We start from the raw sequence: 15,031 nt of genomic DNA, 5'->3' as shown, positions 1-15,031 counted from the left end.
TCATGCTGACCCCACCCCCGGTACCACCGGCGCCCCGGCGCGCCGGGCCACCACACGACGCCGCCCACCGCCCGTCCCGGGGCCGGTGGCTGCGCGGGGCGGCCGTCGCGGCGGCCGTGCTGACGGCCTGGACGGCGGCCCCGTCCGCCGCGGCTCCCCTGGCCCCGGACTCCGGCGGGCACGGGCACGGGCACTGTGCACGCCAGGACGCCATCCGCGTCCCCGGAGCGGCCCGCCAACAAGTCGACTGCCTTGCGGAGTTGACCACGGCGGGGACGGTGGCCTCCGGGCACACCGACCCGGCCGACTGGGCGGGGCTCACCCCGGAGGGCCTGGCCACCCCCAGCGGCGTACCGGGCATCCAGATCGACGGGTACTTCCCCGACACGTCGACCGGCAACACCAACCACGGCTGGAACCACGACTCCCAGTTCGTCATCCGGCTCCCGGACCGCTGGAACGGCGGCCTCGTCGTGGCCGGTTCGCCCGGGGTGCGCGAGCAGTACGCCAACGACCGGGCCTTCGGGGACTGGGCGCTCGACCGGGGCTACGCGTTCGCCGCCACCGACAAGGGCAACACCTCGGCCGCGTTCCACCGGGACGGCCGGGCGCCCGGTGACGCGATCGCCGAGTGGAACACCCGGTTCACCCAGCTCACCCGCGCGGCCCGGCTGGTGGTCGCCCAGCGCTATCTGCGGCCTCCCTCGCGCACATTGGCGATGGGCATGTCCAACGGCGGCTATCTGGTGCGCTGGCAGCTGGAGAACCATCCCGGGCTGTACGACGGCGGGGTGGACTGGGAGGGGGCGCTCTGGCGCGCGGAGGGGCCGAACCTGCTCACCTTCCTGCCGCCCGCCCTGCGTGCCTACCCGCGCTACGCCGCCGGGGGCGCGGACGCCGAGGACGCCCACCGGACCATGACGGCCGCCGGATACCCGGCCGGTTCGGAGTTCCTGTGGCCGTACCACCACCAGTACTACTGGGACCTGACCCAGCGGATCTACCGGGAGGAGCTGGACCCGGACTTCGACGGCGCGACCGAGGCGGGCACGCCCTTCTGCGCGCCCGGGACCCCCGCCTGCGACGCCGACTACGTGTACGCGGAGCGGCCGGACGAGGTCCGCGACGCGGTCGCGAAGATCGCTCTGACGGGCCGTATCGGGAAACCGCTGATCAGCTTCCACGGCACCCTGGACGTGCTGCTCCCGATCTCCCGGACCTCGGACACGTACGCGCGGATGGTGCGGCAGCAGGGGCGTGGCGCGCTCCACCGCTACTACCGGGTCGAGGGCGGCACGCATGTGGACTCGCTCTTCGACACCTTCCCGGACCGGCTGCGTCCGCTCGTGCCGTGCCACCGTTCGGCGGCCGCGGCGCTGGAACGCTGGCTGGACGACGGTCGGCGTCCCCCGTCGAGCCGCACCCTGGAGCTGCCCGCGGATGCCACTCCCGCCGAGCGGCTCACCCGCTGCCCGCTGGCCGGAAAGCCGAACGGGGAGCCCGGAAAGCCGAACAGGTAGCGGAGTCCGCCACTTCCCGCGAGCTCACTGTGGAGATTCACTCCATGGGATGTCCGGCCGGGTGTCTCTACCGTTTCCGGCCATGACGAGCCAATTTCACGCAGCCTCCGCCTCCCCGGCGCCGGGCGCCGGGGCCGTGGACCTCAGGGGGCGCGCCGCCCTCGTCACCGGCGGCGGCAGCGGCATCGGGCGGGCCACCGCCGAGGTGCTCGCCGCCGCCGGGGCCCTGGTGCACGTGGTCGACCGGGAGGCGGAGAGCGCCAAGTCCGTCGCCGCCGCGATCGGCGGGGTGGCCCACGTCGTGGACCTGGCCGACGCGGAGGCGGTCGGGACGCTGCCGGCCGGGGTGGACATCCTGGTCAACAACGCCGGACTCCAGCACGTGTCCCCCATCGAGGAGTTCCCGCCGGGCCGCTTCGCGCTGATCCAGCAGGTGATGGTGACCGCCCCGTTCCTGCTGATGCGGCAGTGCCTTCCGCACATGTACGCCGGCGGGTGGGGCCGGATCGTCAACGTCTCCAGCATGCACGGGCTGCGGGCCAGCGCCTTCAAGTCCGCGTACGTCGCCGCCAAGCACGGCCTGGAGGGGCTGAGCAAGGTGGCCGCTCTGGAGGGCGCCCCGCACGGGGTGACCAGCAACTGCGTCAACCCCGGCTATGTCCGTACCCCCCTGGTGGAGGGCCAGATCGCGGGTCAGGCCGCCGCGCACGGGATCCCGCCGGAGGAGGTCGTCACCGACATCCTCCTGGAGCGCTCCGCGATCAAGCGGCTGATCGAGCCCGACGAGGTCGCCGCGGTCTGCCTCTGGCTCTGCGGCCCCCACACCGGATACATCACCGGCGCCTCGCTCCCCGTGGACGGAGGCTGGGGCGCCCACTGAACCCCACCCCGGCTCCGGCCCCCACCGGAACCGGGCGCACCATCCGCATCACCCGCACCCCCGTCCCTGACAGCCCTGCCACTGAAACGCGGTGACTCACCATGGGTTCCCCGAACTCCGCTCCGCCCGGCAACAGCCGCATCGGCCGCATCGTCGCGGCCAGCCTCGTCGGCACCACCATCGAGTGGTACGACTTCTTCCTCTACGGCTCGGCTGCCGCGCTCGTGTTCAACTCGCTGTTCTTCCCCAGCAGCGATCCGCTGGTCGGCACGCTGCTCGCCTTCCTGACGTACGCGGTCGGCTTCGCCGCCCGTCCGCTCGGCGGCATCGTCTTCGGCCACTACGGCGACAAGATCGGCCGCAAGAAGCTGCTCGTGCTCAGCCTGCTCATGATGGGCGGCGCCACCTTCGCCATGGGTCTGCTGCCCACCCACGCCAGCATCGGGGTGTGGGCGCCGATCCTGCTGACCGTCCTGCGCCTGGTGCAGGGCTTCGCGCTGGGCGGCGAGTGGGGCGGCGCGGTGCTGCTCGTCTCCGAGCACGGCGGCGACGAACGGCGCGGCTTCTGGGCCTCCTGGCCGCAGTCCGGTGCGCCCGGCGGCAATCTGCTGGCGACCGGTGTCCTGGCGCTGCTCGCGGCCGTCCAGTCCGACGAGGCGTTCCTCGCCTGGGGCTGGCGCATCCCGTTCCTGCTGTCCGGCATCCTCGTCATGATCGGCCTGTGGATCCGGATCTCGGTGGAGGAGTCCCCGGTCTTCCTGGAGGCGCAGCGCAAGTCGGCCGAGGCGGCCGCCCAGGGGGAGAAGGAGCAGCCCCCGGTCGTCGAGGTGTTCCGCAAGAGCTGGCGCGAGGTGCTTCTCGCGATCGGCACGCGCTTCGGCGAGAACATCTCGTACTACATCCTCACCGCGTTCCTGCTCGTCTACGTGACCGTGCACCTGGAGATGTCCAAGAGCGACGCCCTGAACGCCGTCCTGATCGGCTCGGCGGTGCACTTCGTGACCATTCCGCTGTGGGGTGCGCTCTCGGACCGGCTGGGCCGCCGCCCGGTCACCCTGATCGGCGCGGTGGGCATGGCGGCCTGGGCGTTCGGGTTCTTCGCGCTCCTGGACACCAAGTCGTTCCCCGTCATCGTCCTCGCGGTCACGCTCGGCCTGCTGCTGCACGGCGCGATGTACGGTCCGCAGGCGGCGTTCATCTCGGAGCTGTTCGACACGAAGGTCCGCTACTCCGGCGCCTCGATGGGCTCCCAGCTGGCCTCGATCATCGGCGGCGCCCTCGCCCCGCTGATCGCGGTCGAACTGCTCAAGGACTACGAGTCGTCCGTCCCGATCTCCCTCTACCTCTGCTTCGCCTCCCTGGTCACCGCGGTGACGGTCTGGGTGGCCAAGGAGACCCGGGGCCGCGACCTGACGAAGGACGGCCTGGAGCATTCCGTTCCGGCCGCGCCCGCCGCGACCGTGAAGGACTCGGTCCCCCTCGGCCGCTGATCCCCCGCCCTCCCGCGCGCCGCACCGCTCGTACGGTGCGCGGGAGGGCTGTTCCGTTGCCCGCCGGGGCCTGTCCGGTCCTGATCCGCCGGACCCGCCCTCGGCCCCTCCCGGGAGGCGATCACCGTATGCTCACCGGCGTGACACGCCCCGCCCAGCACTCCGCGCCCGCCCTGCGACGGCTCCTCGATCTGCTGGCGCAGGGTGCGGCGGCCGAGGAGTTCGACCGGCCGGCCGCCGACGCCCGGGAGGCGGGCGCCTCCGCCGCCGAGGTGGCCGAGATCGCCGAGGCCGCCGCCGTGGCGCTGCGCATCCGGCGCACGCTCGGCCAGCACCGGGTGCGCGAGGCGCAGCTCACCGCCCTGTTCGACACGGCGAGCGACCTGGCGGCCCTGCGGGACCTGGACGCCGTGCTGCGGGCCATCGTCCACCGGGCGAAGCTGCTGCTCGGCACCGACATCACCTATCTCTCGCTCAACGACGACGCCGCGGGCGACACGTACATGCGGGTCACCGATGGTTCGGTGGCCGAGGCGTTCCAGCGGGTGCGGCTCGGCATGGGCGAGGGCCTGGGCGGGCTGGTGGCCCAGACGGCCCGCCCGTACGCGACCGGGGACTACCAGGCCGACACCCGGTTCCACCACACCACCACCATCGACAGCGCGGTCCTGGACGAGGGCCTGCGGGCGATCCTCGGCGTGCCGCTGCGTCTCGGGGCCCGCATCATCGGCGTCCTGTACGCGGCCGACCGGTCGCCCCGCGAGTTCACCGCGACCGAGGTGGCGCTGCTGTCCTCCCTGGCCGACCACGCCGCGATCGCCATCGACGGGGCGCGGCTGCTGGAGGAGACCCGGGCCGCGCTGGTCGACCTGAACGCCGCGTCGGAGACCATCCGGACGCACAGCGAGGCGATGCGCCGCGCCGAGGAGGCGCACGACCAGCTCACCGACCTGGTGCTCCAGGGCGGCGGGGCCGACGACGTGGCGGCGGCGCTCGCCGACATCCTGGACGGCGGGATCCTCATCCACGACGCGGACGGCGCGGAGCTGGCCCGGGCGCGCGCCGAGCCGCTGCCGCAGCCGCTCCCGGCGGTGTCGGCCTCCCGGGCCCGGGGCCGGGCGGTGCCGCTGGACGGCACCTGGGTCTGCGCCGTACTCGCCGGGCCCGAGCTCCTCGGCTCCATCGCCCTGACCGGCCGGGCCGGGCTCGCGGACGCCGACCGGCTGCTGTTCGAGCGGGCCAGCGTCGTCACCGCGCTGCTCATGCTGCTGCGCCGCTCGGTCGCGGAGACGGAGGACCGGGTGCGGGGAGAGCTGCTGGGCGATCTGCTCGCGCGCACCGGCGACCCGGGCACCCTCGCCGCCCGCGCCCGCCGGCTGGGCGTCAACCTCAACCGTCGGCACAGCGTGTTCGTCGCGCACAGCGAGGTGGCCCCCCGCCACCGGCTGCTTGCCGCGTCCGCCCGCAGCGCGCAGGCCCTCAACGGTCTGGCCGGGCTCCACCACGACCACGTCGTCCTGGTCGCTCCCTCCGACGCGCCGGGGCCGTCCGCGCAGACGCTCGCCGCCGAGCTGGGCCAGGCGGTCGGCTTCCCCGTCACGGTGGGCGCGGCGGGTCCGGCCACGGGTCCGGCCGAGCTGCCCGACGCGCACCGCGAGGCCGACCGCTGCCTCGCCGCGCTGCGCGCCCTCGGCCGCACCGGGAGCGGCGGGGCCATCGCGGACCTGGGGTTCATCGGCGTACTGCTGGGAGACCAGGCGGACCTGGGCGGCTATGTCCGGCGGACGCTGGGGCCCGTGCTCGACTACGACAGCCGGCGCGGCACCGACCTCGTCACCACGCTGGACGCCTATTTCGCCGAGGGCGCGAGCCTGACCCGGACCAAGTCGCTGCTCCATGTGCATGTGAACACGGTGGTGCAGCGGCTGGAGCGCATCGGCCGACTTCTCGGCCCGGACTGGAACTCGCCCGCACGCACGCTGGAGATCCAGCTGGCCCTGCGGCTGCACCGGCTGACACAGGGCCGGTGAGGGAGCCCCGGCGGCAGCGGGTTCTCAGCCGTCCAGGCCGGCCGAGACCCGGCGCGAGGGCTTGAAGACGTACAGGTCGAGGATGTCCGGGGCGTCCGCGAGCCCCGGCCCGCCCTCCGTCGCCCAGGTCACGATGTCCTGCTCGGCGTGCTCGTCGTTGACCAGACCCAGCCAGACCGGCCGGCCCCCGGCCCTGCGCCCCTCGGCGGAGGGCTGCACGACGATCACGTTGCCCTGCTCGCAGGCGTCCAGGCATTCGACCGCCCGTACGGTGGCGGCGCCCTCCAGTCCGGAACGCAGCCGGGCCAGCTGGGCCGCGTGGTCGACGCCCGGGATCTTCTCGGTGCCGCAGCAGCAGCCCCGGCAGACGCTGACGGTGGGGCGGCCGGCGCCCTGGGCGGGCACGTCCTTGCGGGAGCGGCGGCTCATCGGGGCACTTCCCGTCGCGGAGAGAGGGGTGAGGGGTGATGTCAGGTGAGGACCACGGCCGGTCCGGGTGATCACCACGACTCTACCGAGGCGTCCGCGGTTCGAACACCAGCACCCTCACCAAGCCGAGTGGGGTATCGTTGACGGCTGCGAAGGGGAGTAGCCCCGCAAACCGGTCGTCGACACACTGGAGCCCTCGGGTTCCCGGTGGCCGGGCTCGTGGATCCTGAGAAGGATTTCCGCGGGCGGGCGAGACCTTCGGTCCTGTATGACACGTCCACGCCCTGTGGGCGCTGCCGTCATGCCGGGCCGAGTGGTCCTCCGAAAAGCCCGTGCGGCGCTTCGCGAAGATCCGGGGCCCGGCTCGCAACAGAAAGCCACCCGGAATGCATCTCGACCTCCTGGCGATCATCACCGCCTTCGGGCTGATCTTCCTCGCGGAGCTCCCCGACAAGACGATGTTCGCCTCGCTGGCCATGGGCACGCGGATGCGCCCGCTCTACGTGTGGTTCGGCACGTCGTCCGCGTTCATCGTGCATGTCGCCATCGCCGTCGGTGCGGGGAGCCTCATCGGGCTGCTGCCCGACTGGATCGTCAAGCTCGTCTCGGCCTCGCTCTTCTCGCTCGGCGCGTTCCTCCTGCTGCGCGGCAGCGGCGGGGACGACGATGACGAGACCGAGGTGAAGACGGTGACCGGTTTCTGGCCGGTCTACTCGACGGCGTTCATGGCGGTCTTCATCAGCGAGTGGGGCGATCTGACGCAGATCACCACCGCCAACCTCGCGGCGAGCAACGGCACCTGGTCCACGGCGATCGGTTCGGCCGCCGCCCTGATGTCGGTGTCGGCGCTGGCGCTGCTGGCGGGGAAGTTCATCGCGAAGCGCGTACCGCTGAAGACCGTGCAGCGCATCGGCGGTCTCTGCATGCTGGGCCTCGCCATCTGGACGGCCGTGGAGATCTTCACCGGCTGAGGCCGGCGCGGCGGGGCGGAGGCGTTCCGGTTCCGGGCGCCCCCGCCCGCGGTTTTCGGTGCGAGCCTGCCCGCGGTTTTCGGTACGCGCCTGCCCACGGTTTTCGGTGCGCCCCCGCCCGCGGTAGTTCTGTGCGTCCCCGCCCGCGCTCAGAACAGGGCCGGTGCCTCCTCCCCCGTACCGCCGCTCTCGAAGGCGAGCAGCCGCTGCTTGCGGTCCAGGCCGCCGCCGTATCCGGTGAGGCTCCCGGAGGCGCCGATCACGCGGTGGCACGGGACGATGATCCCGACCGGGTTCTTGCCGTTGGCGAGGCCGACGGCCCGCGAGGCGCCCGGTTTGCCGAGTTCTTCGGCCAGTTCGCCGTACGTACGGGTCTCGCCGTACGGGATCTTCAGCAGCTCCGCCCAGACGCTCCGCTGGAACGGGGTGCCCGCCAGGTTCAGCGGCAGGTCGAAGGCGGTGCGGTCCCCGGCGAAGTACTCGCCGAGCTGCCGGATCGTCTCGCCGAAGGGCTCCGGATCCGGTACGCCGAAGGTCTCCTCGGGCGGGCGGTGGCGCTGGTCGGTCATGTAGAGGGCCGACAGGACGCCGTCGGTGGCGACGAGCGTCAGCGGGCCGTAGGGGCTGTCGACGACCGTGTGCTGCTTGACGACCGGGGTCGTGGCGGTTTTGGGGGTCGTGGGGCTCATGGAGGGGCCTCCTTCAGGCGGGGAGGTGGTTGATGGGGTGGTCGTCCACCGTCCAGAGGTACTGCACGGCGTACGCCCGCCAGGGGCGCCAGTCGGCGGCCCGTGCGGTGAGGGCGGCGGGGGTGGCCCGCAGGCCGAGCCGTTCGGCGGCGCGGCGGATGCCGAGGTCGGTGGGGAGGAAGGCGTCGGGGTCGCCGAGGGACCGCATGGCGATGGACTCGACGGTCCAGGGGCCGAAGCCGGGCAGCGCGGCCAGTTCGGCGCGGGCCCGTTCCCAGTCGGTGTCGGTGTCGAGCCGCAGCCGGTCCTCCGCGAGGGCGGCGACGAGCGTGGTGAGGGTGGTGCGGCGGGTCCGCGGCAGCGCGAGGGCCTCCGGGTCGAGCTCCGCCAGCGCCTGAGGGGTCGGGAAGAGGTGGGTGAGCCCGCCCTCGGGGTCGTCGACCGGGACGCCGTGGGCGGTGACCAGCCGGGCCGCGTGGGTGCGGGCGGCGGCGGTGGAGACCTGCTGGCCGAGCACCGCGCGTACGGCGAACTCCGCGCCGTCCACGGTGCGCGGCACCCGGCGGCCGGGGCCCGCGTCGACCAGCGGGGCCAGCAGCGGGTCGGTGCGCAGTTGGGCGTCGACGGCGACCGGGTCCGCGTCCAGGTCGAGGAGCCAGCGGCAGCGGCTGATGGCCCGGGTGAGGTCGCGGGGGTCGGTGAGGGAGAGCCGGCAGGCGATGTGGTCGGGTTTCGGGGTCAGGGCGACGATGCCGTGTCCGTACGGGAGGGTCAGCGTGCGCCGGTACGCGCCGTCGCGCCACTCCTCGACGCCGGGGACCGCGGTCGCGGCGAGGTGGCCGAAGAGGTTGCTGGGGTTGAGCGGGGCCCGGTACGGCAGGCGGAGCGCGATGACGCCGGGTACGGCGGTGGTCCGCGGGCCCCGGGCGGCGCGGGTGCGCAGGTCGCCGGGGGCCAGGGCGAAGACCTCGCGGACCGTCTCGTTGAAGCTGCGGATCGAGGAGAAGCCGGCGGCGAACGCCACCTGGGCCATGGGCAGTCCGGTCGTCTCGATGAGGAGCCGGGCGGTCTGGGCCCGCTGGGCGCGGGCCAGGGCCAGCGGTCCGGCGCCCAGCTCGGCCAGCAGCTGGCGTTCGATCTGGCGGGCGGAGTAGCCGAGCCGGGCGGCGAGCCCGGGCACCCCTTCGCGGTCGACGACCCCGTCCTGGATGAGGCGCATGGCGCGGGCGACCGCGTCGGCGCGGGCGTTCCACTCCGGGGAGCCGGGGCTGGTGTCGGGGCGGCACCGCTTGCAGGCCCGGAATCCGGCCTGCTGGCAGGCGGCGGCGCTCGGGTAGAAGGTCATGTTGCGGGTCTTGGGCGGCACGACGGGGCAGCTGGGGCGGCAGTAGATCCGGGTGGTGAGGACCGCGGTGAAGAACCAGCCGTCGAAGCGGGCGTCCTTGGACTGGACGGCCCGCACGCAGCGCTCGGTGTCGGTGTGCATAGTTCCAGGATGGTTCACCGGTCAGGGGCTTGGCTGGCGGAAATCCGACACGGACGTCACGCGGAAATCCGACAGCCGTACGAGCGCCGGGACCGCCCCCCGTGGAGTGCGCGCGCTCAGCCGCGCATCGCGAGGACTTCCTCGAACTCCACGTACGCGTGCGCGTCGAAGAGCACGAAGCGCACCTCCTCGACCGGCTCCACGGTCTCCGCCAGGACGGTGCGCACCGCGATCCGGGCCCCGTCGTCCATCGGCCAGCCGTAGATGCCGGTGGAGATCGCCGGGAACGCGATGGACTTGGCCCCCAACTCGGCGGCCAGGCGCAGGGATTCGCGGTAGCAGGAGGCGAGCAGGGCGGAGCGGTCCTGGGCGCTGGAGAAGACCGGGCCGACGGTGTGCACGATCCACTGCGCGTCGAGGCGTCCGGCGGTGGTGGCGACGGCCTGCCCGGTGGGCAGGCCCTTTCCGTACCGCGAGGCGCGCAGTTCACGGCAGGCGGCGAGGATGTCGGGTCCGCCGCGCCGGTGGATGGCGCCGTCGACTCCGCCGCCGCCGAGCAGCGAGGAGTTCGCCGCGTTGACGATGACGTCGACGGACTGGTCGGTGATGTCGCCGCGGACCAGACGTACGGCGGGAGAGACAGAGGTGCTCATGCGGACATCATGCCGCGCGCCGGGGGCCTTCGCCGCCCGGTCGGGGCGACCCGTCGGGCGGACCCGCGGCGAAAGCCGGGGGGCTGGCTCAGGAAGCCGCCCGCAGCCGCCGCCATACGGCCTTGGCGGCGTGGTGACCGGACATGCCGTGCACCCCGGGTCCGGGCGGGGTGGCCGATGAGCAGAGGAACACCGCGGGGTGCGCGGTGGCGTACGGGACGCGGGCGAGCTTGGGGCGGATCAGGGTCTGGAGGCCGGCGAAGGCTCCGCACGCGATGTCGCCGCCGATGTAATTGGCGTTGCGCGCGGCGAGTTCGGGCGGTCCGGCGACCGCGCGGGCGAGGACCAGATCGCGGAACCCGGGGGCGAAGCGCTCCAGTTGGCGTTCGATGACGTCGGTGGCGTCGCCCTCCCAGCCCGCCGGGACATGTCCGTACACCCAGAAGACATGGCGTCCTTCGGGGGCCCGGGAGGGGTCGGTCAGGGTGGGCTGGGCGGTGATGAGGAAGGGGACGCTGGGGTCCCGGCCGTCGACGGCGGCCTTGAGCGCCGCGTCGATGGCGGTGGCGGTGGGGCCGATGTGGACGGTGCCCGCGCGGCGGGCCTCGGGCGCGGCCCAGGGGACGGGACCGGACAGCGCGTAGTCGATCTTGAAGGCGGAGGCGCCGTAGCGGTAGCGGTGGTAGGCGCTGCCGAGTCCGGCGATACGGGCGAGGGCGGCGGGCGAGGTGTCGAAGATGTAGGCGCGGGCGGGCGGCAGTTCGTCCAGCCGCTTGACCTCGCTGCCGGTGCGGATCGTGCCGCCGTGTTCCCGGAGCAGGGAGACGAGGGCGTCGGAGATGGCCTGGGAGCCGCCGCGCGGCACCGGCCAGCCGTTCTCGTGGGCGGCGAGCGCGAAGACGAGGGCGATCCCCGAGGTGGCGAAGCCGCTGGTGGGCGCTATGGCGTGGGCGGCGAGCCCGGCGAAGAGGCCGCGCGCCCTCTCGCCCTGGAAGCGCCGGGAGACCCAGGTGGCGGGCTGGAGGCCGAGCAGACCGAAGCGGGCCAGCCGGTACGGGTCGCGGGGCAGGCTCTCCCAGGGGGTGCGCAGGAAGTCGGCGGCCAGGGTGTCCCAGCGGCCGAGGAAGGGGGCCATGAGGCGGCGGTAGGCGCCGGCGTCGGCGGCCCCCAGCGTCATGGCGCTCTCGCCGACGGAGCGGGTGAGGGCGGCGGCCGTGCCGTCGGGGAAGGGGTGGGCGAGGTCGACCTCGGGGTGCAGCCACTCCAGGCCGTGCCGGTCCAGGGGCATCGCCCGGAACGCTGGCGAGCCGATCCCCAGGGGGTGCACGGCGGAACACGGGTCGTGCCGGAATCCGGGAAGGGTCAGCTCCTCGGTGCGCGCGCCTCCGCCGATGGTGTCGTGCGCCTCGTGGACCTCCACGGAGAAGCCCCGGCGGGCCAGTTCGGCCGCGGCGGTCAGCCCGTTGGGTCCCGCGCCCACCACGACCGCATCGAGCATCGACGGCACCTTGGGACTCCTTCGTCGGCCGGCAGTCGGACTCCCAGGGTATGCGGCCCCACCGACAGCGCGGACGCGGACCCCCGCGGATCCGCGGGGTGGTCGGGCCGGGGCACCCGCTCTCCGTCAGCCGCCCGCCCGCAGCGCCGTCAGGATCCGTTCGGCGGTGGCCGCGTCGCGGGCCGCCGTGAACGGCAGGTCGTTGCCGCCCGCGATGCGGAACGGGACGCCGGACAGGGTCGACTGCGCGCCGCCCGCCTCGGTGACCAGGAGCAGTCCGGCCGCGTGGTCCCAGGCGTACTCCCAGTTGAACGCGGTGGCGTCCAGCTCCCCGCGCGCCACCGCGAGGTATTCCAGGCCAGCCGAGCCGCAGGGCCGGGCGGCGATGCCGTCGGTGCGCAGGCCGAGCAGGGCCCGCTTCTGGGCGTCGGTGGTGTAGTCGGGGTGCGACATCGCCACGTTCAGCACGGCACCGGGGGCGGGTGCCCCGGCGCGTATCGGGGCGCCGTTGAGCGTGGCGCCCCGGCCGCGGACGGCGACGGCCATCTCGCCGAGGACCGGTGCGTACGTCCAGGAGGCGTGGATCTCGCCGTGCTGGGCGAGGGCGACCAGCGTGCAGAAGCCGGCCTCGCCGCGGACGAACTGGCGGGTGCCGTCGACCGGGTCGACGATCCAGACGGGGGCGTCACCGCCGAGGGCGTCGTAGACCGCCGGGTCGGCGTGGACGGACTCCTCACCGACGACGACCGAGCCGGGCAGCAGCTTGGTGAGGGCGGCGGTCAGGTGTTCCTCGGCCAGCCGGTCGGCGGCGGTGACCAGGTCGTGCGGGCCGCTCTTCTCGATGATCTCGTGGGCGGCGAGCTTCCGGTGGCGGGGCACGATCTCGGCCGCGGCGGCGGCACGCACGGCGGCGTCGACCTCGGCCAGCGGTCCGGTGTCCCCGGCGGTCCCGTACAGGAAGTCATCGATCATGGCTCCACCCAATCACGAGCCCCCTGGCCCCTCGATTGGCCCCTCGATCCGGTCACTCGGACACCCACTGTCTGCGGGTCCGCGAGGCGATCCTGCATCTGCCGAAGCTGGTGATCGCGGGGCTGACCGGGGCAGCGGCGGGCGCGGGCGCCGAGATTGCCTGCGCGGCGGACTTCCGGCCGGCCTCCACCCGGGCGTCTACCTCGAGTTCTCCTCGCACCGGCCCCAGCACATGCCGAAGCCCGGCTCGGGGTGGGAACCGCTGCTCCACCACGCCCGGGGCCTGGCCCGCGACCGGGTCCTGTTCGGCACCTCGACCTGGGTCAACCACGCGGGAGGGCCTGACGGCCCGCGCGGCGAGGCCGCCGCACCGGGGCTGAGGGGCCCCGGCCTCCACCCGCGCTCCCGTGTCGCGTCAGACCCAGTCCCGCTGGGCGGGCGGCTCGCAGAGTTCCAGGACGACCGCCCCCGACGACTCCGGCTCCTCACCGGCCAGGGGCTTCACCCGGGCGCCGACCGTCACCATCTGCGGCGCGGCCCCGACGACCTGGCAGCGGAAGACGAAACCCTCGGGGAACCGGACCAGGGACTCGTTGCGAGCCGCCTCGGTGTAGCGGTGGATCACGGCGGTCCGGACGACCACGCCGTGGCCGGTGGTGCGTTCGGGCTCCAGTTCACTGGACGCGCACACCGGGCACAGCAGCCGCCGGAAGGAGGCGGTGCCGCACCAGCGGCAGCGGTGGTAGGCAAGGCCGCACTCCTCGTGCGCCTTCTGGACGGTACCCATACCTGTCTGGGACACGGCTCGACCCCCTGCGCTCGACTCGGACGCGCCGCACCTGCACTGCCGGCGCGTCCGCACCATATGGCACTGAGTGCCGGACAGTAAAGGCACTGAGTGCCCATTGATACTCAGTTCTCGCCGACGGCCGCCTCGATCTGCTGCACGACGCGCCACATCGGGGTCCCTTTCCGCGCGACCATCACGACCACCTCACCGTCACCGTCACCGGAGACCGTGAAGGGGGCGGCAGGGGCAGCGGGGACGGCAGAGGCTTCGGAGGCGGCCGGGGCGGTGGAGGCGGCAGGCCGCCCCCACACCTCGCGCACCAGGGCGAGCGCCTGGTCGACGGCCACCTCGGGGTCGCCCTCCCCGCCCGAACGCAGCCACAGCCGCAGCCCGTTGTTGTGCGCGGCGACCACGGACGCGGCGATCATCTCGGCCCGCAACGCCCCGTCGCCGCCCTCACCGAACCGGCTCCGCAGATGACCGGCGAGCGTCTGCTCGTAGCGGCGCACCACGGACAGCTCGTATGTCCGCAGTCCGGGCACCTCCCGGGTGAGCCGGTAGCGCTGTACGGAGAACTCGGGGTTGGCCGCGTACATCCGCAGCACGATGCGCGCGGCGTCGGACACCGCACCCACCGGATCGCTGTCGTCGGCGGCTGCCAGAAACTCGGTCATCTCGGCGAGGCAGCGCTCATGGTCCGGGAAGACCGCGTCCTCCTTCGACGGGAAGTAGCGGAAGAACGAACGCCTGCCCACACCGGCCCGCGCCACGATGTCGTCCACGGTCGTCCGCTCGAAGCCCCGCTCCAGGAAGAGCTGGAAGGCCGCCTGCGCCAGCACCTCCCGCATGGGTGCCTTCTTCTCGGGTCCTCGCGCCTCGCTCATGCGGCGAAACGTAGCACCGGAAGAGGCATTTTGGCACTGGGTACCTTTACAGAGGGTACTGAGTGCCATAGTCTCTTCATCAGTACGAATGACACCCAGGTGGGACCACACCCAGGTAGGCAGGAGAGCCGGCGTGAGCTTGAGGATCGTTGTCTGTGTGAAGTACGTGCCCGACGCGACCGGTGACCGGCGTTTCGCCGATGACCTGACGCTGGACCGTGAGGATGTCGACGGTCTGTTGTCGGAGCTGGACGAGTACGCGGTCGAGCAGGCGTTGCAGATCGCGGACGAGGCTGATGATGCGGAGATCACCGTGGTGACGGTGGGTCCGGAGGATGCCAAGGACGCGTTGCGCAAGGCGTTGTCGATGGGTGCGGACAAGGCGGTTCACGTCGAGGACGACGATCTGCACGGTACGGATGTGATGGGTACGTCGCTGGTGCTGGCGAAGGCGGTCGAGAAGACCGGCTATGACCTGGTGATCTGCGGTATGGCCTCGACGGACGGTGTGATGGGTGTGCTGCCGGCGTTGCTGGCGGAGCGGCTGGGTGTGCCGCAGGTGACGCTGCTGTCCGAGGTGTCGGTGAACGACGGTGTGGTGACCGGGCGGCGTGACGGTGACACCGCGACCGAGCAGTTGGAGGCGTCGCTGCCGGCGGTGGTCTCGGTGACCGACCAGTCCGGTGAGGCGCGCTACCCCTCCTTCAAGGGGATCATGGCGGCGAAGAAGAAGCCGGTT

14 protein-coding genes are annotated in these 15,031 nt (G+C 73.1%); 6 read left to right on the top strand and 8 right to left on the bottom strand.

The window, feature by feature from the left end:
• The first annotated feature begins 2 nt into the window (after positions 1 to 2).
• From A3Q37_RS02080 to A3Q37_RS02065, 4 genes are all read left to right on the top strand, one after another.
• Positions 3 to 1,520 carry a 3-hydroxybutyrate oligomer hydrolase family protein gene (locus A3Q37_RS02080; protein ID WP_255311710.1) on the top strand — a complete coding sequence of 506 codons (1,518 nt, stop codon included), beginning with the start codon at positions 3 to 5 and terminating at the stop codon, positions 1,518 to 1,520.
• An 82-nt stretch (positions 1,521 to 1,602) separates the two neighbouring features.
• The gene (locus A3Q37_RS02075) at positions 1,603 to 2,400 is read left to right on the top strand and encodes a 3-hydroxybutyrate dehydrogenase (protein WP_065476786.1); all 798 of its coding nucleotides are present in this window, start codon (positions 1,603 to 1,605) and stop codon (positions 2,398 to 2,400) included.
• A 101-nt stretch (positions 2,401 to 2,501) separates the two neighbouring features.
• On the top strand, positions 2,502 to 3,890 hold the full coding sequence (locus A3Q37_RS02070; RefSeq protein WP_065476783.1) for an MFS transporter: 1,389 nt from the start codon (positions 2,502 to 2,504) through the stop codon (positions 3,888 to 3,890).
• Positions 3,891 to 4,018: 128 nt separating this feature from the next.
• Entirely contained in the window at positions 4,019 to 5,920 is a 1,902-nt protein-coding gene (locus tag A3Q37_RS02065) for a GAF domain-containing protein (RefSeq protein ID WP_065476781.1), read from the top strand.
• Between the two features lie 24 nt (positions 5,921 to 5,944).
• Here the strand turns inward: A3Q37_RS02065 and A3Q37_RS02060 are convergent, their stop codons facing one another.
• Positions 5,945 to 6,349, bottom strand: coding sequence for a (2Fe-2S) ferredoxin domain-containing protein (locus tag A3Q37_RS02060; RefSeq protein WP_065476780.1), 405 nt, complete (start codon positions 6,347 to 6,349; stop codon positions 5,945 to 5,947).
• Between the two features lie 386 nt (positions 6,350 to 6,735).
• On the opposite strand from A3Q37_RS02060, the gene A3Q37_RS02055 reads away from it, so the two are divergent.
• Positions 6,736 to 7,320, top strand: coding sequence for a TMEM165/GDT1 family protein (locus A3Q37_RS02055; RefSeq protein ID WP_065476777.1), 585 nt, complete (start codon positions 6,736 to 6,738; stop codon positions 7,318 to 7,320).
• 149 nt (positions 7,321 to 7,469) lie between these two features.
• Here the strand turns inward: A3Q37_RS02055 and A3Q37_RS02050 are convergent, their stop codons facing one another.
• The 7 genes from A3Q37_RS02050 to A3Q37_RS02020 form a co-directional block, all read right to left on the bottom strand.
• On the bottom strand, positions 7,470 to 8,009 hold the full coding sequence (locus A3Q37_RS02050) for a methylated-DNA--[protein]-cysteine S-methyltransferase (RefSeq protein WP_065476775.1): 540 nt from the start codon (positions 8,007 to 8,009) through the stop codon (positions 7,470 to 7,472).
• 13 nt (positions 8,010 to 8,022) lie between these two features.
• A complete protein-coding gene (locus A3Q37_RS02045) occupies positions 8,023 to 9,495 on the bottom strand; it encodes an AlkA N-terminal domain-containing protein (protein WP_065476771.1) in 1,473 nt (490 codons plus the stop codon).
• A 116-nt stretch (positions 9,496 to 9,611) separates the two neighbouring features.
• Complete coding sequence (locus A3Q37_RS02040) at positions 9,612 to 10,148, bottom strand: O-acetyl-ADP-ribose deacetylase (protein WP_065476768.1); 537 nt, start codon at positions 10,146 to 10,148, stop codon at positions 9,612 to 9,614.
• 88 nt (positions 10,149 to 10,236) lie between these two features.
• Entirely contained in the window at positions 10,237 to 11,655 is a 1,419-nt protein-coding gene (locus A3Q37_RS02035) for an NAD(P)/FAD-dependent oxidoreductase (RefSeq protein WP_065476764.1), read from the bottom strand.
• Between the two features lie 117 nt (positions 11,656 to 11,772).
• Positions 11,773 to 12,618 carry an inositol monophosphatase family protein gene (locus A3Q37_RS02030; protein WP_065476762.1) on the bottom strand — a complete coding sequence of 282 codons (846 nt, stop codon included), beginning with the start codon at positions 12,616 to 12,618 and terminating at the stop codon, positions 11,773 to 11,775.
• A 415-nt stretch (positions 12,619 to 13,033) separates the two neighbouring features.
• Positions 13,034 to 13,405 (bottom strand): Zn-ribbon domain-containing OB-fold protein, encoded by a 372-nt coding sequence (locus tag A3Q37_RS02025; RefSeq protein WP_065476760.1) that lies wholly within the window; start codon positions 13,403 to 13,405, stop codon positions 13,034 to 13,036.
• Between the two features lie 125 nt (positions 13,406 to 13,530).
• The gene (locus tag A3Q37_RS02020) at positions 13,531 to 14,256 is read right to left on the bottom strand and encodes a TetR family transcriptional regulator (RefSeq protein WP_065476759.1); all 726 of its coding nucleotides are present in this window, start codon (positions 14,254 to 14,256) and stop codon (positions 13,531 to 13,533) included.
• 169 nt (positions 14,257 to 14,425) lie between these two features.
• Between A3Q37_RS02020 and A3Q37_RS02015 the strand changes: the two genes are divergently transcribed.
• Positions 14,426 to 15,031: electron transfer flavoprotein subunit beta/FixA family protein (locus A3Q37_RS02015; protein WP_065477314.1), on the top strand; the 606-nt coding region annotated here is incomplete at its 3' end.

Origin of the sequence: Streptomyces sp. PTY087I2, from assembly GCF_001687325.1 — a bacterium.
Classification (GTDB): Bacteria; Actinomycetota; Actinomycetes; order Streptomycetales; family Streptomycetaceae; genus Streptomyces.
The sequence above is the reverse complement of the archived record's forward strand: the minus strand, read 5'-3'. Positions and strand labels throughout refer to the sequence as shown.

Coding starts and splice junctions, on each gene's coding strand:
- A3Q37_RS02020 (WP_065476759.1), bottom strand. CDS start 14,256: ATGCGGGAGGTGCTGGCGCAGGCGGCCTTCCAGCTCTTCCTGGAGCGG.
- A3Q37_RS02065 (WP_065476781.1), top strand. CDS start 4,019: ATGCTCACCGGCGTGACACGCCCCGCCCAGCACTCCGCGCCCGCCCTG.
- A3Q37_RS02025 (WP_065476760.1), bottom strand. CDS start 13,405: ATGGGTACCGTCCAGAAGGCGCACGAGGAGTGCGGCCTTGCCTACCAC.
- A3Q37_RS02060 (WP_065476780.1), bottom strand. CDS start 6,349: ATGAGCCGCCGCTCCCGCAAGGACGTGCCCGCCCAGGGCGCCGGCCGC.
- A3Q37_RS02030 (WP_065476762.1), bottom strand. CDS start 12,618: ATGATCGATGACTTCCTGTACGGGACCGCCGGGGACACCGGACCGCTG.
- A3Q37_RS02040 (WP_065476768.1), bottom strand. CDS start 10,148: ATGAGCACCTCTGTCTCTCCCGCCGTACGTCTGGTCCGCGGCGACATC.
- A3Q37_RS02045 (WP_065476771.1), bottom strand. CDS start 9,495: ATGCACACCGACACCGAGCGCTGCGTGCGGGCCGTCCAGTCCAAGGAC.
- A3Q37_RS02055 (WP_065476777.1), top strand. CDS start 6,736: ATGCATCTCGACCTCCTGGCGATCATCACCGCCTTCGGGCTGATCTTC.
- A3Q37_RS02080 (WP_255311710.1), top strand. CDS start 3: ATGCTGACCCCACCCCCGGTACCACCGGCGCCCCGGCGCGCCGGGCCA.
- A3Q37_RS02070 (WP_065476783.1), top strand. CDS start 2,502: ATGGGTTCCCCGAACTCCGCTCCGCCCGGCAACAGCCGCATCGGCCGC.
- A3Q37_RS02050 (WP_065476775.1), bottom strand. CDS start 8,009: ATGAGCCCCACGACCCCCAAAACCGCCACGACCCCGGTCGTCAAGCAG.
- A3Q37_RS02075 (WP_065476786.1), top strand. CDS start 1,603: ATGACGAGCCAATTTCACGCAGCCTCCGCCTCCCCGGCGCCGGGCGCC.